General features: G+C 66.9%; 17 protein-coding genes. 2 read left to right on the top strand and 15 right to left on the bottom strand.

Going from position 1 to position 16,821, the window contains the following annotated elements; genetic code table 11:
* Positions 1-2: 2 nt before the first annotated feature.
* Positions 3-530 (bottom strand): amino-acid N-acetyltransferase, encoded by a 528-nt coding sequence (locus tag B0I08_RS11685; protein WP_106213050.1) that lies wholly within the window; start codon positions 528-530, stop codon positions 3-5.
* Between the two features lie 500 nt (positions 531-1,030).
* On the bottom strand, positions 1,031-3,517 hold the full coding sequence (locus B0I08_RS11680) for an ATP-dependent Clp protease ATP-binding subunit (RefSeq protein WP_106213048.1): 2,487 nt from the start codon (positions 3,515-3,517) through the stop codon (positions 1,031-1,033).
* Between the two features lie 380 nt (positions 3,518-3,897).
* On the opposite strand from B0I08_RS11680, the gene B0I08_RS11675 reads away from it, so the two are divergent.
* Together B0I08_RS11675 and B0I08_RS11670 are read left to right on the top strand one after the other, a co-directional pair.
* On the top strand, positions 3,898-4,227 hold the full coding sequence (locus B0I08_RS11675) for a hypothetical protein (RefSeq protein WP_146134398.1): 330 nt from the start codon (positions 3,898-3,900) through the stop codon (positions 4,225-4,227).
* A gap of 38 nt (positions 4,228-4,265) precedes the next feature.
* A complete protein-coding gene (locus B0I08_RS11670) occupies positions 4,266-5,318 on the top strand; it encodes a pirin family protein (protein WP_106213044.1) in 1,053 nt (350 codons plus the stop codon).
* A gap of 427 nt (positions 5,319-5,745) precedes the next feature.
* Here B0I08_RS11670 and B0I08_RS17815 read toward each other — a convergent pair whose 3' ends face one another.
* The 13 genes from B0I08_RS17815 to ftsH form a co-directional block, all read right to left on the bottom strand.
* Entirely contained in the window at positions 5,746-6,048 is a 303-nt protein-coding gene (locus B0I08_RS17815) for a hypothetical protein (protein WP_181243410.1), read from the bottom strand.
* A gap of 114 nt (positions 6,049-6,162) precedes the next feature.
* On the bottom strand, positions 6,163-6,303 hold the full coding sequence (locus B0I08_RS17810) for a hypothetical protein (RefSeq protein WP_181243396.1): 141 nt from the start codon (positions 6,301-6,303) through the stop codon (positions 6,163-6,165).
* A 27-nt stretch (positions 6,304-6,330) separates the two neighbouring features.
* The gene (lysS, locus tag B0I08_RS11660; protein WP_106213042.1) at positions 6,331-7,833 is read right to left on the bottom strand and encodes a lysine--tRNA ligase; all 1,503 of its coding nucleotides are present in this window, start codon (positions 7,831-7,833) and stop codon (positions 6,331-6,333) included.
* A gap of 57 nt (positions 7,834-7,890) precedes the next feature.
* Positions 7,891-8,742, bottom strand: a complete 852-nt coding sequence (gene panC / locus B0I08_RS11655; RefSeq protein ID WP_106213507.1) for a pantoate--beta-alanine ligase — start codon at positions 8,740-8,742, stop codon at positions 7,891-7,893.
* Between the two features lie 5 nt (positions 8,743-8,747).
* Entirely contained in the window at positions 8,748-9,497 is a 750-nt protein-coding gene (locus B0I08_RS11650; RefSeq protein WP_106213040.1) for a Rossmann-like and DUF2520 domain-containing protein, read from the bottom strand.
* Positions 9,497-11,329: a PH domain-containing protein gene (locus tag B0I08_RS11645; RefSeq protein WP_106213038.1), complete on the bottom strand. Its 1,833-nt coding sequence runs from the start codon at positions 11,327-11,329 to the stop codon at positions 9,497-9,499. The genes B0I08_RS11650 and B0I08_RS11645 overlap by 1 nt, the downstream gene beginning before the upstream one ends.
* On the bottom strand, positions 11,326-11,811 hold the full coding sequence (locus tag B0I08_RS11640; protein ID WP_106213036.1) for a PH domain-containing protein: 486 nt from the start codon (positions 11,809-11,811) through the stop codon (positions 11,326-11,328). Before B0I08_RS11640 ends, B0I08_RS11645 begins: the two co-directional genes overlap by 4 nt.
* A gap of 36 nt (positions 11,812-11,847) precedes the next feature.
* Complete coding sequence (locus B0I08_RS11635) at positions 11,848-12,327, bottom strand: DUF3180 domain-containing protein (protein ID WP_106213034.1); 480 nt, start codon at positions 12,325-12,327, stop codon at positions 11,848-11,850.
* A complete protein-coding gene (gene folK, locus B0I08_RS11630; protein ID WP_245884770.1) occupies positions 12,324-12,935 on the bottom strand; it encodes a 2-amino-4-hydroxy-6-hydroxymethyldihydropteridine diphosphokinase in 612 nt (203 codons plus the stop codon). The genes B0I08_RS11635 and folK overlap by 4 nt, the downstream gene beginning before the upstream one ends.
* Complete coding sequence (gene folB, locus B0I08_RS11625; RefSeq protein WP_106213032.1) at positions 12,932-13,339, bottom strand: dihydroneopterin aldolase; 408 nt, start codon at positions 13,337-13,339, stop codon at positions 12,932-12,934. Before folB ends, folK begins: the two co-directional genes overlap by 4 nt.
* On the bottom strand, positions 13,336-14,142 hold the full coding sequence (folP, locus tag B0I08_RS11620; RefSeq protein WP_106213031.1) for a dihydropteroate synthase: 807 nt from the start codon (positions 14,140-14,142) through the stop codon (positions 13,336-13,338). The genes folB and folP overlap by 4 nt, the downstream gene beginning before the upstream one ends.
* The gene (gene folE / locus B0I08_RS11615; protein WP_106213029.1) at positions 14,139-14,720 is read right to left on the bottom strand and encodes a GTP cyclohydrolase I FolE; all 582 of its coding nucleotides are present in this window, start codon (positions 14,718-14,720) and stop codon (positions 14,139-14,141) included. Before folE ends, folP begins: the two co-directional genes overlap by 4 nt.
* Before the next feature lie 7 nt (positions 14,721-14,727).
* Positions 14,728-16,731 (bottom strand): ATP-dependent zinc metalloprotease FtsH, encoded by a 2,004-nt coding sequence (gene ftsH / locus B0I08_RS11610; protein ID WP_106213027.1) that lies wholly within the window; start codon positions 16,729-16,731, stop codon positions 14,728-14,730.
* Positions 16,732-16,821 lie beyond the last annotated feature (90 nt).

The following is a 16,821-nucleotide window of genomic DNA, read 5'->3' as shown; positions in this document are numbered from 1 at the left end:
AACTAGAGGACCTTCAGCATCCGCGTATTGCCCAGCGTGTTTGGCTTAACCCGGCTCAAATCAAGGAACTCGGCGATGCCCTCGTCGCCAGACCGCAGCAGTTCGGCGTACACGTGCGGCGGAACGATGTCCTCGCCAATGGCCGTAAACCCGTGCCGCTCGAAGAACGCCGTCTCGAAGGTGAGACAGAACAGGCGACTCAGGCCGAGGTTGCGGGCGGCGATTTCGATGTGGTCGAGGATCGCGTGGCCGACCCCGTGATGCAGCCACTCCTCGGCGACGGCGAGCGTGCGCACCTCGCCCAGGTCTTCCCACATCACGTGCAGCGCGCCGCAGCCGATGAGCACGCCGTCGGCATCCTCCACGACCAGGAACTCCTGCACGGATTCGTAGAACACCACGAGATCCTTGCCGAGCAGAATCCGCTTCTGCACGAGGGGCTCCACCAGCGACTGGATCGCGTGCACGTCGCTCGTGCGCGCCCGCCGCACCAGATGGTCGCGTCGGGTGGTCGGGGCGGTGTCGGTCACTGAATTTTCCGTTCGAGGTGGATGACGCGCGCTTCGCGCCACCCGTTCCACGATACTCGCGGCACACGGGCCTCACGAATCGCGCGGTCCAGCTTCCACTTCCACCGTCCCGGCCCCACTACCCGTCCCGGACGGAGAAGAGGCCTCGCGGATGGAGTTATAACCATGTCCGGGAAGCGCGATCTCCGTCCGGGACAAGTCGGTGGATGCCCAGGACGCGTCGACGCGGTAGAACCGTGCTCGGCGCGGGAGAAACCTTCGCTGCGGCAGCTCGATGCGGGAGAAACTTGCTCGGCGCGGTAGTAACAACTGCAGCATCGAGTGTGTTTCTACCGCGCCCAACTCGCAGAACGCGAGTTTCTACCGCGCCCAGCATCGGCGCTGCCTCCACAACGCAAAGAGGGGCACCCGAGTTGCCTCGGGTGCCCCTTTTTGGGTCGTGCGGTGACGCGGGTGGTGCGGTAGTGCTTAGAACTCAGCCTGCTTAGACCTCTGCCTGCTTAGACCTCAGCGGCCTCGATGGCGTCGTCCTTCGTCAGAACCAGGCCTGCCTGGCGCGTTGTGGTGAGAACGAACTCGTTGTCGAGGAAGTCCACGTGGACGTGGTCTCCCGCGTTCAGCTCGCCGTGCAGGATCTTTTCCGACAGGCGGTCCTCGACCTCGTGCTGCACAGCGCGGCGCAACGGGCGAGCACCAAGAGACGGGTCGAACCCGATCTTGATGAGGCGCTCCTTCGCGGAAAGCGTGAGCTCGATGGTGAGGTCGCGGTCCATCAGGCGATCCTTGAGGCGCGAGATGAAGAGGTCGACGATTTGCAGCAGCTCCTCGGGGCTGAGCTGCGGGAACACGATCGTCTCGTCAACACGGTTCAGGAACTCGGGCTTGAAGTGCTTCTTCAGCTCCTCAACAACCTTGCCGCGCATGCGGTCATACCCGGTGGCGGTGTCGGATGCGGAGGTGAACCCGATCGGGGTTCCACTGATGTCGCGGGTACCGAGGTTGGTCGTCATGATGATGACCGTGTTCTTGAAGTCGACGACACGACCCTGGCCATCCGTCAGACGTCCCTCTTCCAGAATCTGGAGGAGCGAGTTGAAGATGTCGGGGTGAGCCTTCTCGATCTCATCGAAGAGCACCACGGAGAACGGCTTGCGGCGCACCTTCTCGGTGAGCTGGCCACCCTCTTCGAAGCCGACGAATCCGGGAGGAGCACCGAACAGTCGCGAGACCGTGTGCTTCTCGCCGTACTCGCTCATGTCGAGGGAGATCAGCGCGTCTTCGTCGTCGAACAGGAACTCGGCGAGCGCCTTGGCCAGCTCGGTCTTACCCACACCGGTCGGACCGGCGAAGATGAACGAACCCGACGGACGCTTCGGGTCCTTGAGGCCTGCGCGGGTGCGGCGGATGGTCTTGGCCAGAACCGAGATGGCCTCTTCCTGACCGATGACGCGCTGGTGAAGGGCGCGCTCCATGAAGATGAGTCGCGAGGACTCTTCCTCGGTGAGCTTGAACACCGGGATACCCGTGGCAGCGGCGAGGACTTCGGCGATAATGCCTTCGTCGACGGTGCCGCTGGCGCCGACATCCCCACTCTTCCACTGCTTCTCAAGACGCAGACGCTCTCCAAGGAGCTTCTTCTCTTCATCGCGAAGAGACGCGGCCTTTTCGAAGTCCTGGTCCTCGATGGCGGCTTCCTTCTGGCCACGGACGCCAGAGATCTTGTCATCGAATTCGCGCAGCTCGGGCGGGGCCGACAGGATCGACAGGCGGAGGCGTGCGCCGGCCTCGTCGATCAGGTCGATCGCCTTGTCGGGCAGGAACCGGTCGGCCACGTAGCGGTCGGCGAGGTTCGCAGCAGCCACGATGGCGCCGTCGGTGATGGACACCTTGTGGAACGCCTCGTACTTGTCGCGGAGTCCCTTGAGGATGTTGATGGTGTGCGGCAGCGACGGCTCGTGCACCTGCACGGACTGGAAGCGGCGCTCGAGAGCGGCGTCCTTCTCGAAGTGCTTGCGGTACTCGTCGAGCGTGGTCGCACCGATGGTCTGGAGCTCACCACGAGCGAGCAGGGGCTTGAGGATGGATGCCGCGTCGATGGCACCCTCCGCGGCTCCGGCACCGACCAGCGTGTGGATCTCGTCGATGAAGACGATGATGTCACCGCGGGTGCGGATCTCCTTGGTGACCTTCTTCAGGCGCTCCTCGAAGTCACCGCGGTAACGGCTACCCGCGATGAGAGACCCGAGGTCGAGGGAGTAAAGCTGCTTGTCCTTGAGTGTCTCCGGGACATCCCCCTTCACAATCGCCTGGGCGAGGCCCTCGACGACGGCGGTCTTACCCACACCGGGCTCACCGATCAGGACGGGGTTGTTCTTGGAGCGGCGGGAGAGGATCTGCATAACGCGCTCCATCTCCTTCTCTCGCCCGATCACGGGGTCGAGCTTGCCGTCGCGCGCGGCCTGTGTCAGGTTGCGCCCGAACTGGTCGAGGATCTGCGAGCCCTTGTCGGGCGCTGCGTCGTTTCCGCCCACAGCCACTGCCTCCTTGCCCTGGTAGCCAGAGAGAAGCTGGATGACCTGCTGGCGCACCTTGTTCAAGTCGGCACCCAGCTTGACGAGCACCTGCGCCGCCACGCCCTCACCCTCGCGGATGAGGCCGAGCAGGATGTGCTCAGTGCCGATGTAGTTGTGTCCAAGCTGCAGGGCCTCGCGGAGGCTCAGCTCAAGGACCTTCTTCGCGCGGGGCGTGAAGGGAATGTGGCCGGTCGGCTGCTGCTGACCCTGGCCGATGATGTCCTGTACCTGCTCGCGCACGGAATCGAGCGAGATGTTCAGCGACTCAAGTGCCTTCGCTGCAACGCCCTCACCCTCGTGGATCAGGCCGAGCAAGATGTGCTCGGTACCGATGTAGTTGTGGTTGAGCATCTTGGCCTCTTCTTGGGCCAGGACAACGACGCGACGAGCGCGGTCTGTAAATCTCTCAAACATCTCTATCTCCTCCGGGGCCGGGCAGGGGGTCGGCTCCGTTACAAAGAGACTAACCAGCACGCCCACTGCATTGTGCCCTTGTTCGCCGTGGGCGTGAGAGCTTGCGCTGGCGAAATCGTCCGTTGAGATGCGAGCGTCCGCGCGGTAAAGTGCGTATTCAAGCCCCAGACCCCGGCTGCGAACACCAGAAGCAGACTGACGGAGGGGTCCACATGCGCAGGCATGACCGTTTACGTGCACACATTCCGGTCCGGTGTCCTTCGCCTCCCGCGGGCACCTCCCCTTCCGGTTCCGGACCGGGAAGCCCGGCCACCACCTCGCGACGACGCGAGCCCGATGCGCCCGACCGGTTGCCCGCCGACCTGTTACCCGCCGACCGGTTGCCGCCTGTCCGGTCGCCCGCCGACGGATCGCCCGCGACGACGCCGGGCCCCACGATCTCGATCGAAGACGCGCTCTCGGCCGGGCTGGCGAGGATCGGCGAAGCGGCAGGGCTCGAGCCGCTGGCCTGGCGTGCGCTCGACCTGGGCGGTGATCCCCTCATCGAGGGGGCTCCGCCGCGGGACTGCGCCGATCGCATAGCCGCCTGCGAGGGGTGGGCCCGACTTCTGCAACTCGAGGAGTACACCTTCGACGTGGGCGACGGGGTGCGCACCTGGTTCCGGTGCGAGGGCGATTGGCAGATCGAGGTCACCACCTCGCGCGAGTGACCCCTCCACCATCCTCCGACGCGGATTAGCATTCCTGCATGAGCAACCTCGAAACCAAACCGCCCGAGTACGTGGCCGGGGAGGCCGATGCCTGCGGTTTCGAAATTTTGCAGGCGCGGGATGTCCCGTTGGGAGGTCCCCGCGCGATGGAAGTACGGCGCACTCTCCCCCAGCGAGCGCGCAGCCTCATCGGCGCGTGGTGTTTCGTCGATCACTACGGACCGGACGCCGTCGCACGCACCCGCGGAATGAACGTGCCGCCGCATCCGCACACGGGCCTGCAAACGGTGAGCTGGCTATTCGCCGGCGAAATCGAGCACCGCGACAGTACCGGCGCCCACGCAATGGTGCGCCCTGGCGAGCTGAATCTGATGACGGCGGGCAGCGGCATTCAACACTCCGAGGTGTCCTCCACGGAGACCACGATTCTGCACGGAGCGCAGCTGTGGGTCGCCCTGCCCGACGCGCACCGGCACACGACGCCGTTCTTCGAGCATTACGCGCCCACGCCGATTGCGCACGAGGGCGCGACAGTGCACGTCTTTCTCGGGTCACTGCTCGGCGAGACATCCACCGCCACCATGTTCACCCCGCTCGTCGGCGCCCAGGTCGACATTCCCGCGGGACTCACCGTGCGGATTCCGGTCGACTCAACGTTCGAGCACGGGATCCTGCTCGACGCGGGTGAGCTGCGCGTCGAGGACCAGGCCGTGCCGGTGGCCACGCTCGCCTACCTCGCCGCCGGCCGGCGCGAGCTCGTGCTCACCGCCGGAGCGGAGGCCGTGCGGGCGGTGCTGATCGGTGGCGTGCCGCTCGGCGAGCGCATCGTGATGTGGTGGAACTTCATCGGCCGCACCCACGACGAGATCGCCGCCTACCGCGCGCAGTGGCAGGCCGAGGTCATCGGGGAGAATGCCGCGGGCGCTGGGGTTGCCGGCGCTGGGGTCGCGGGCTTTGGGTCGGACGATGTGCGGGATGCCTCGTCCGCCGCCACCGCGCTGCCCGACAGATTCGGGCGCGTGGACGGCTACGACGGAAAAGCTCTGCCCGCCCCCGTGCTGCCGAACGTGCGGTTGCGTCCGCGCGACTAGGTTCTGGGCGACTAGCTCCTGGGCGACTAGTTACTGCGCGTCGAGCGGCTAGCTACCGCTGGTTCCGCTGGTTCCGCTGGTCGAGCGAGCTACTTCGACTCGTTCCGCGCGTCGAGCGAGTCGCTACCGGTGGACAGCGCGCCGAGCGGGCAGTTGGCGCTCGTCCACGAAGTCGAGCGGCCAGTTCTGGGCGTTCGGACGGGGTTCGATGGCCCACGCCTGTCCGGTCGGCACAGGTAGACCGACGGCGACTGTCCTGTGGGCGTCGATCTCTGACGACAACTGCCCGTTCGATGGTTCCTGCGAGGTGAGACCGACGAGCTACCGGGTCAAGTGAGGAGAACGGCCAGCCTTTGGCTCGGATGAACGCGAGTCCTCCGGTGCGCGGGTGAAGCTGCGCCGAGATGGGCGGCACTGGCGAGCGGGCCTACCCCGATGCGCGGGTGAAACTATACCGAGATGGGCGGTGCTGGCCGAGCGGGCCTACTCCGGAACGCGGGCGGCACTGGCTGAGCGGGGGGGGTGCTGGCGCCGGTGTCGTCGCGGGGTCCGAAACTGCGGCGGGAGGCATCCCCATGCGGGCACGCTCTTCGGCCTCGACCTCGGCGTACACGCGGCGCTCCGTGCGGTCGGCCCGGAAAATGCCGCGCATGGTGAACCAGAAGATCAGTCCCACGAGGATCGTCGGGGTGATGGAGAAGGCCGCATTGGCCCAGAATTCTTCTGGCACCCGCTCAGCCTAACCCGAAGCCTCAGCGGTTGCCTGTCAGGGTGACGATTGCCACCACCACAATCAGCCCGATCAGCGCCGCGCTGACGATGAGCCGGGACCACTTGCGGTTCATCAGCCCTTGGCGATGATTCCGACGATGCCGGAGATCAACAGGTAGAGGGCGACGCCGCCCACGATGACCCAGATGGCAATGCGGCCCTGGGAGATTTTGGGCTTCTTGTCGTCATCCCCGGGCAGCTTCAGATCACTCATATCCGTACCCTACTTCACCACCGCGACTCACTTGACGAGTGGGAAGAGGATTGTCTCGCGGATGCCCAACCCGGTGATGGCCATGAGGAGGCGATCGATGCCCATTCCCATGCCCCCGGTGGGCGGCATGCCGAACTCGAGCGCGCGCAGGAACTCCTCGTCGAGACGCATGGCCTCGACATCGCCGCGGCTGGCCTGCAGGGCCTGCTCGACGAAGCGTTCGCGCTGGATGACGGGATCGACGAGTTCGGAGTAGCCGGTGGCCAGCTCGAATCCCCGAATGTAGAGGTCCCACTTCTCGACCACGCCCGGCTTCGTGCGGTGCGCACGCACGAGCGGCGATGTGTCGACTGGAAAGTTCATCACGAAGGTCGGCGCAATGAGGGTGCTCTTTACGTAGTGCTCCCACAGCTCCTCGACGAGCTTGCCGTGCGTGGGCAGATGAACTTCGACACCGACGGATGCCGCGAGCCCAAGCAACTCGTCGACCGAGGTGTCCGGGGTGACAGAAACGCCCGCCGCCTCCGAGAGCGAGTCGTACATGTCAATGCGCGCCCACTCGCCGCCGAGGTCGTACTCGGAGCCGTCGGCCCAGGTGACGGTCATCGAACCGCTGACGGCAACGGCCGCGTTCTGGATGAGCTCCTGGGTGAGGTCGGCGATCTGGTTGTAGTCGCCGTAGGCCTGGTACGCCTCGAGCATCGCGAACTCGGGCGAGTGGGTGGAGTCGGCGCCCTCGTTGCGGAAGTTGCGGTTGATCTCGAACACGCGATCGATGCCGCCGACGACGGCACGCTTGAGGAACAGCTCCGGCGCGATGCGCAGGTAGAGCTCGGTGTCAAAGGCGTTCGAGGTGGTGACGAACGGGCGGGCGGCCGCTCCCCCGTGCATCGTCTGCAGCATCGGCGTTTCGACCTCGAGGTAGTCGTGGCCGGTGAAGGTGTTCCGCAGCGATGCGTTGACGGCGGCGCGGGCGCGCACCACTTCGCGGGCGGCGGGGCGCACGATCAGGTCGAGGTAGCGGCTGCGTACGCGGGCCTCATCGCTCAGCTCGTTGTGCAGGTTCGGCAGCGGCAGGATCGCCTTCGACGCGATCTGCCACTCGGTGACCATCACCGACAGCTCACCGCGGCGGCTGGAGATGACTTCGCCCGCGACAAAGACGTGGTCGCCGAGGTCGACGAATTCCTTCCACGCGGCGAGCGACTCTTCGCCCACGGCCGCCAGGCTCACCATGGCCTGGATACGCGAGCCGTCGCCGGACTGCAGCGTGGCGAAGCAGAGCTTGCCGGTGTTACGCATAAACACCAGGCGTCCCGCGAGGCCCACGGTCACGCCGGTGACGGAGTCGGTCTCGATGTCGCCGAACCGGGCACGCACGGCCGGAATCGTGTCGGTGATCGCAACGCCGACCGGGTAGGCGCCCACGCCCGACTCGATCAGCCGCTCGCGCTTGGCAAGCCGCACAGCCTTCTGTTCCGAAATCTCCGACTCGGTCGGTTCGGGCTCGAGCTCAGTCAATGGGGACACTCCAGTGTTGTAGCGAATGTGGTGAGGATGGGGGCAGGCGGATGTCGCGTGGCGGCCTCAGCCGGCCAGCACGATCCTCTCGTTGTCGATGAGGCGCACGGATCCGACGCGAGCCGCGATGAGCACGACAGCGGGGCCTCGGTACCCATCATCCACCGGAAGAAAAGTGTCCGGGTTGGCAACCTTCAGGTAATCGAGGGCGACGAGGGATTCGCCCATCAGCGTTCCCTGGGCGGCGGCGATCACGGCGTCGATGCCGCGGTCGGCGGAGGATGCGGCGGCTTCGAGCGCCTGGGACAGGGCGCGGGCGGCGTGGGTCTCGCGGGCATCGAGGAACCGGTTGCGGCTGGACAGGGCGAGGCCGCTCTCGTCGCGCACGATCTCGACGACCTCGACGGCGACCGGAAAGTTGAGCTCGTGAATCATCCGGCGCACGAGATAGACCTGCTGGGCGTCCTTCTGGCCGAACACCACCGTCGAGGGGCGCACAATGTTCAGCAGCTTGCTGACTACGGTGAGGGCGCCGTCAAAGTGGCCGGGACGCGAACGCCCTTCGTAGAGCTCTCCGACGCGTCCCGCACTGACGCGAATCTGGTTCGCGCCGGACGGATACATTTCCTCGACCGAGGGAGCGAAAACGAAGGGCACCCCCATCGCGTGCAGGGTATCGACGTCCTCGTCGAAGCTGCGCGGGTAAGCGGCGAGATCCTCGTTCGGACCGAACTGCAGCGGGTTCACGAAGATGGAGACAACGACGGTTCCGCCGATCTCGAGCGCCCGGCGTACCAGCGCGAAGTGACCCTCGTGCAGGGCGCCCATCGTGGGCACCAGGATGACCCCCGGTTGTTCCTTCAGGGCGGAGCGTGCTCCGATCACCGTCTCCAGAATCACGGGGCGTGCAATCATCATGTCGTTCACGGTGTTTCCTCCGGGGCGTCGGCCCCGAAGCTGTTCTGCGCGAGTGAGGCGACATCGATCGTACCCGCAGTCGCAGCAGACAAAGCGTTCTCTACCGCCGAACGCACCAGCGGACCGAGCACCTGGCCGGGCGAATCGACACCGATCGACGCGAGGATCGCGGTCGCCTGGCCCACGATCGCAGCGGAGAAACTGGCGGCGGTGGTGATCGCCTCCGCGTAGGCGCGCCGGTCCTTTTCTTCGACCAGGACCGGCTCTGCCCCCATCTCGATGACGAGGGCCTGCCCGATGGGCTGCACCGCGCCGGGGGCGGTGACGGCGCAAAAGCTCTCCTGCAGGCGCACGAGATCGAGACTGGTGCCGGTGAACGACATCGCGGGGTGCACGGCCAGGGGGATGGCGCCGAGGGCGCGTGCGGGAGCGAGTACGTCTGTGCCGAAGGGAGCGGCGGTGTGGAGCACGAGCTGTCCGGGTTGCCAGAGCCCCGCCTGGGCGAGGCCCGCCACCAGGGCGGTCAGTTCGGTTTCCGGAACGGCGAGGATCACGAGTTCGCTGCGCTCGATGATCTCGGGAATCTCGAGTATCGGTACTCCGGGAAGCAGGGCTTCCGCGCGGTCGCGGCTCGTGCTGGAGACGGCGGAGATGCCGACGATGGCGTGGCCGGCGCCCGCCAGTGCGGCACCGAGGACGGGGCCGACGTGGCCTGCACCGATGATGCCGACTCCGAGCCGTCCGGATCGTTGCATCAGGTGGGGTCCTCTCCGCTGCGCCAGCGGTGGCTGGTGTCCGAGGACGCTGCGGTGACGATCGTACGCGAACTTGTCAGGAAAAATTCGAGCGCGCGGGTGCGTTCCACGGCCCCCAGCTTGGCCGTGATCGGTCCGGCGACCGTGTGGAGCAGCAGGGAAGCGAGCCCGAGCCGGCGCTCCAGCGGACCCTGCGTGAGGGCGATGCTCTGCACCCGCGGCTCCGGCACAACGATGAGCTCACGCCACACCGCGCCCTTGCGGAGCAGCACGATGCTCGGGCCGAACGCGTAGCCGTTGCGGCGCCAGGAGAACCAGCGCAGCGGAGCCGCGGCACGGGGTGAGTTCACAAAGCCGTCGTCGCCGCCGCGCGAGGTGAGGCCGTTCCGCAGCAGGAGCAGGGCGTCAATGGCGGGCGCCGAGACATCCGCCACACCCGCATCCAACAACCCAGCGGCTTCGAGCGCACCGGTATCGAGCGCACCGGTTTCGAGCGAGCTGTCATCGAGCGCACCGGTTTCGAGCGCATCGGTTTCGAGCGAGCCGCCATCGAGCGCGACCTTCTCGAGCGCGACCTTCTCGTCGGCCTGATCGAGCGCGCCCTCGCGGATCACGCCGGGAAGCATCAGCGCGAGCACCCGCATCACATCGTCGAGACTTCCGACAGGGAGGATCGTGGTGTTCTGCTGACCGCTCGCGCCCTGCGTCGACGACTTCGACGCGCGGTTGACCTTCATCTCCCACCAGCCGAACGGCCTCCAGAGCAGCGGCTGGCTGATCTGGATCGAGTGGATGCGGCCAGGGGGCAGCGTCTCGTTGCTCGTGGTGAACAGGCCGAAACCGACCCGCACGCCATCGGGCGTTCCCGCGATCGAGTAGCGCAGGGACTTGGTGAAGCGGGCGATGAGCACGCTGCCCATACCGATGATGAGCGGCAGCAGTCCCAGCAGGAGGAGGGGCTGGCCCGAGGTTCCCGCGGCGATCAACGACGCGATGATGAGCAGCACCAGAAAGACCGCAGTGTCATTCAGCACGATCGACCCGAGCAGGCGGCCCGTGTGCATCTTGACGACGGACTCCGGCGGGGCGAGGTTCGGGTCGAGCTCGGGTGAGAGCAGCTCGGACACACGCTGGTCGATGAAGCTGCCGGTGCCGTTCGCGGACGCGTTGGCGCCAGCGGAGGCCTGGTCGGCGGCGCGTTTGGTGCCCGATGCCAGTCGCAGGATGTCGCGGCGCAGCTCATCTGCCTGCGCCGAGCCAAGGTAGGCCAGCTGCACGTTGGCGTCCTGGCCGGCCACATTGACCTCGAGTTTGGCCGCGCCGAAGAGCCGCGCGACAAAGGGCCGCACGATGTTGATCCCCTGAATGCGGTCGAGGCGTCCGCGGCGGTTGGTGCGGAACAGGATGCCGCTGCGCACCTCCACCACCTCGTTGGTGATGCGGAAGGTGTGCATCCGCCAGGACAGGTAGAAGCCGGCGATGAAGATCAGCAGGGCGACCGCGATGGCGCCGAGCGCATACCCGACGTAACCCTCGCGCAGGATCCAGTCGATCGGGTCGTCGGCGTAGCCGTCGCCGCCGACGAACATTTCCACAAACCGCTCGCGCAGCGTGTTGATGATGATGCCGAGGATCGCGATCAGGGCGATGCCGCCGCGCAGCAACGGGGTAGCCGGGTGGAGCCGATGCCACTGGCCGTCGGTGAGCCCGGAGTGTTGGGCCGGCGCCGGGGCGTCGATCGGCGGCTGGGCGACCGGCGGCTGGTCCGGCGTCGGCGGCTGGTCCGGGGTCGGCGGCTGGTCCGGGGTCGGGGGGATGTCGCTGTCGCTCACAACCCCGCCCGACGACTCTCCGCCAGCTCCACCAGACGATCGCGCAATTGCTCGGCGTCGGTGTCGGCCAGCCCGGGGATCACAACGCCGGTCGCTGCAGCCGCGGTGACGAAACGGAGTTCGCTGAGGCCCAGCGCTCGCGCGAGCGGCCCGCGATTGATGTCTACCAGCTGCATCCGGCCGTAGGGCACCGCGACGAAGCGCTGGAACATCAGCCCGCGCCGGAACAGCAGGTCGTCCTCGCGGAGCGTATAGCCGATCGAGCGCACCCGACGCGGAACAAAGGCGATGGTGGCCAGCGAGATCAGCGCGGTCGCGGCGGGGATCGCCCAGAGCCACATGATGTCGGTCAGCCAGGCGGGAATGCTCGTGGCGGCGACGAGGATGACCCCCGTGATGATCGCTCCGACGACGTCAACGACGATATATTTCGGGGAAACCCGATGCCACTCTGTGTCCGGCAGTTCGAGACGGTCGGTCACTTGGGTCCTCAGCTTCTAGTCTCCGCGTCGCGGCAATCAGTGCGGGCGCACCACCACGGTGCCGTTGTCCAGGTGGTCGTCTTCGTCCGGCGGAATGCTGCACAAGTGTTCAGCAATAAGGCCTGCGACCAGCAGAACAATCGCACCAACAACGGTGGCGACCGCCATCAAAACCGAGCCTACCGCGAGCACCGACCGGGTGAGGAGAAAAATGAGGATGCCAGCGCCGACGCCCACGGCGAGCGAACCCGCAAGGCTCGAGGCCTTGGCAAGCACGGCAACCCGGGTCGCGTAAAACGGGTCAATCCGCGAGCGCGCACGGTCGCGCACTGCCCTCCGGATCGGGATCGCCAGGGCAAGGTCCAGGATGCCGATAACGGCGAGCGCAAGCGCCAGGGTGGTCGGCGGAACCGCAGCGGGACGCCCGGCGGCCAGCAGCGCGATCTCCAGCAGCCACACCGCGGCGCCGCCGACGGCAGCAAACAGCACAAGCGGCAGCGGACGAGTTCGTTTCACAGCAGGGCCTCCGCTGAATAGGGTTGCACATCGTTGCTGGTCGCGGCGGGCAACGCGCTCACCGCACCGCGCCCGGGCAACACCGCGTGCGGGTCGAGCTCGAGCCACGGCACCAGCACAAATCCGCGCTCGGCGGCCCGCGGGTGCGGCAGGGTGAGCGTCGCGTCGTCGCTCACAACGTCGCCGAAGGTCACGATGTCGATGTCGAGGGTGCGATCGCCCCAGCGTTCGACCCGCACGCGCCCGAGGGCGTTCTCGATGGCGTTCACGGCCTCAAGCAGTTGCTCCGGGGCGAGCGTGGTGCTGACGCGCAGGATCGCGTTGAGGTAGGCGGGGGCTGCGTGGTCGATGCCGTCGAGTTTGAGGGCGGGCGTTTCGACCAGGGCGGATGCTCCGGTGAGAGTCACCCGGTCGATGCCAGCGACCCGCGCCGTGGCATCCCGAATCGTCCGCTCGCGATCTCCCAGGTTGCTGCCCAGCGACAGGATCGCGACCACGCCGTCCGCGGCCGGAGGCTCCGTCGTTGGAGCTGGAGTTGCAGCTGGCGCTGGCGCCGTCGCCGGAGCCGGCGGGACGGTCGCCGGGTTGATCCGTTCCTTGCGGATCACGGTCGCCTCCGCGTGATGCTGACCGCGACATCGACGAACGGAACCGTGATGGGTGCGCCCGGCTTGTGAATGGTGACCTGCACCAGCTGCACCGCGCGATGCTCCAGGGCTACTGCCGCGACGCGCTCCGCGACCGTCTCGATCAGGTCGACCGGGTCACGTTCCACGGCCGCGACCACCTGCTCGGCGAGGACCCCGTAGTGCACGGTCTCTGCGAGCTCGTCGCCGGCGGCTGCCGCGGTGAAGTCGAGGTGCACCGTGACGTCGATGAAGAAGTCCTGGCCGTCACGCCGCTCGTGGTCGAAGACCCCGTGGAACGCGGACGCGCGCAGCCCGGTAAGCGTGATCGTGTCGAGGGGAACCTGGCCGCCCGTGCTCGGGCCGTTCGAGCTCTGGTCGTTCATGCTCTGGCCTCGTCCCAGCGGTCCCACACCGCAAGCGCGCGCCGGGTGGCAGCGACGTTGTGCACCCGAACTCCCCACGCTCCGGCCTGCGCCGACAGAGCACTGATCGTGGCGGTCGCGTCGTCGCGCTCGGCCGGGGCGGTGCCGCCCGCGGCGAAGTCGGCCAAAAATCCCTTGCGCGAGGCTCCGACGAGCACCGGAAAGCCGAGGCCGACCAGCTCGGGCAGCCCGGCGAGCAGCTGCCAGTTGTGGTCCGCTGTCTTGGAGAACCCGAGGCCCGGGTCGACGATGAGTCTCGCGGGCTCGATTCCCGCGGCGATCGCGCCGGCGATACGCTCGCCCAGCTCAGCGCGCACCTCGCTGACCACCTCGGTGTACAGCGGCGCGGCCTGCATGGTGGCACTGTGCTCACGCCAGTGCATCGCGATGTACCTGACCCCGCTGCCCGCCACCACCGCGTACATGTCCGGATCGGCGAGGCCACCGGAAACGTCGTTGATGAACTCGGCTCCTGCCTCGGCGCAGGCACCCGCCGTGGACGCGTTCATTGTGTCGATGCTGAGACGGATGCCGCTGCCCGCCAGCTCCCGCACGATCGGCAACACCCGCGCCAGTTCCTGTTCCGCAGGCACGCGTTCTGCACCGGGCCGGGTGGACTCCCCGCCGATGTCAATGACGTCCGCGCCCTGCCTGACCAGCTCGAGAGCATGGGCGGTCGCGGCGGCCGGGTCGACCCAGCGGCCGCCGTCGCTGAAGGAGTCGGGGGTGACGTTGAGAATCCCGAGGATCACCGGTCGGCTCATGGCCGCGACCCGATCAGCGCGATGGTCTCGGCGCGCAGAACCGGGTCGGCCAGCGTGCCCCGCGACGCGAGGGTGAGCGTCGTCGAGTTAGCCTGGCGGGTGCCGCGGGTCGACACGCAGCTGTGGGTCGCGTCGACCACGACGAGCACACCGAGCGGGTCGAGACCGGCGACGAGAGCGTCGGCGATCTCCTCGGTCAACCGCTCCTGCACCTGAGGGCGCGACGCAACCGTTTCCACAACCCTCGGCAATTTGCCGAGACCGACGATCCGGGTGCGCGGAGCGTAGGCGATGTGCACTACCCCGGTGAAGGGCAGCAGGTGGTGTTCGCACATCGAGCGGAATTCGATGCCTCGCAGCACCACGAGTTCGCTGAGCTCGTCGGCATCCGCCCTCAGATCCGCGGTTTCGGCGAGGTGCACGGTCGGGTCGACCCCGACGCCGCTGAAGAACTCGGTGTAGGCCTGGGCGACGCGTTGCGGCGTGGTGGCGAGGCCGGGGCGGGACGCGTCGTCACCGATCGCCGCGAGAATCTCGGCGACTGCCGCTTCGATGCGCCCGGTGTCGATGGGAGCCATCGGCGACTCAGGCTGTGGCGATGCCGGGCGACTTCCGCGGACGCGGAGCCCGCTCCGGCTTGGCGGGGGGCTCGGAGCCGACGCCACCGTCGACCGAACCGGCATCGATCGGCGCCTTCGCGGGAACGAGTACCGCTGGCAGATCGGAGACCGGGCGCTTGACGCTGGACAGCCACTGCGGACGCTCGGCGAGCTTCTGCACGTCCTTGAAGATCTCGGCGAGCTGCTCGTGGTCGAGCGTCTCCTTCTCCAGGAGCTCGGTGGCGAGACGGTCGAGCACGTCGCGGTTGTTGTTCAGTACCTCCCACGCCTCATCGTGAGCCTGCTCGATGAGTACACGCACCTCGGCATCCACCGTCTCGGCAATGTTCTCGGAGTAGTCGCGGCCCGACCCCATGTCGCGCCCCATAAACGGTTCGCCACTCGAGGTGCCCAGCTTGACGGATCCGACCACGGCGCTCATGCCGTACTCGGTGACCATGCGGCGTGCGGTGGATGTCGCCTTCTCGATGTCATTGGAGGCGCCGGTAGTGGGGTCGTGGAAGACGATCTCCTCGGCAACCCGGCCGCCCATCGCGTAGGCGAGCTGGTCGAGCAGCTCGTTGCGGGTGACGGAGTACTTGTCCTCGAGCGGCAGCACCATCGTGTAGCCGAGGGCGCGGCCGCGGGGAAGGATCGTGACCTTGGTGACCGGGTCGGTGTGGCGCATGGCAGCGGCGGCGAGGGCGTGTCCACCCTCGTGGTAGGCCGTGATGAGCTTTTCCTTGTCGGCCATGATGCGGGAGCGACGCTGTGGGCCGGCCATGACGCGGTCGACGGCCTCATCGAGGGCCCGGTTGTCGATCAGCTGGGCGTTGGACCGCGCGGTCAGCAGCGCGGCCTCGTTGAGCACGTTGGCCAGGTCGGCTCCGGTGAATCCCGGAGTTTTGCGGGCGAGGATCTCGAGGTTGACACCGGCGGCGAGGGGCTTGCCCTTGCCGTGCACCTCGAGGATGCGCTGGCGTCCCTTGAGGTCGGGAGCGTCCACGCCGATCTGGCGGTCAAAGCGACCGGGGCGCAGCAGCGCGGGGTCGAGCACGTCCGGACGGTTCGTCGCCGCGATCAGGATCACGTTCGTCTTGGGGTCGAAGCCGTCCATCTCCACCAGCAGCTGGTTGAGGGTCTGCTCGCGCTCGTCGTTTCCGCCGCCGATGCCGGCACCGCGGTGGCGGCCGACGGCGTCGATCTCGTCAACGAAGATGATCGCGGGCGAATTCTCCTTGGCCTGGGTGAAGAGGTCACGCACCCGGCTGGCACCCACACCCACGAACATCTCGACGAAGTCGGAACCGGAGATCGAGTAGAACGGAACTCCCGCTTCCCCGGCGACGGCGCGGGCAAGCAGGGTCTTACCGGTTCCGGGAGGGCCGTAGAGGAGGACGCCCTTGGGGATACGGGCTCCGACCGCCTGGAACCGCGCGGGGTCCTTCAGGAAGTCCTTGATCTCTTCGAGCTCTTCGATGGCTTCGTCAGCACCTGCCACATCCGCGAAGGTCACCTTCGCAGCATCCTTACTCACCAGACGGGCCTTGGACTTGCCGAACTGCATGACCTTGTTTCCGCCACCCTGCATGCGCATAAACAGGAAGTAGAAGATCACACCGATGATCAGGAAGGGAAGGAGGATGCCGATGAGCGAAGACAGCAGGCTGGTCTGCGGTACCTCGTCGTCGAAGTCGGCGTTGGAGGCGCTGATGGCCTCGACAACTTCGGTGCCACGTGGCGCGACGTAGTAGAACTGCACCTTGGTGCCGTTGTCACCGTCCGCCTCGTCGAGGGTGAGGTCGACGCGCTGTTCGCCGTCAACGATCTTGGCCGACGACACCGTGCTGCCGTCGAGGAGGTCAAGGCCCTCCTGGGTGGTGACCTCGCGGAAACCGCTGCCGGTCAGGAGGCTGGAGCCGATCCAGACCAGGACGACTGCCAGCACAATGTAGACAATCGGTCCGCGAAATATGCGCTTCATATCCATGATGATCCGGGCATGGCGCCCTTCACCTTCCTCGAGTTGCGTGACTGTCAGGGTACAGCGCTAGCGCTGGATGGCCGCTGGATGTTTGCC

This window comes from Glaciihabitans tibetensis, from assembly GCF_003003265.1.
Taxonomy (GTDB): domain Bacteria; phylum Actinomycetota; class Actinomycetes; order Actinomycetales; family Microbacteriaceae; genus Glaciihabitans; species Glaciihabitans tibetensis.
The sequence above is the reverse complement of the archived record's forward strand: the minus strand, read 5'-3'. Positions and strand labels throughout refer to the sequence as shown.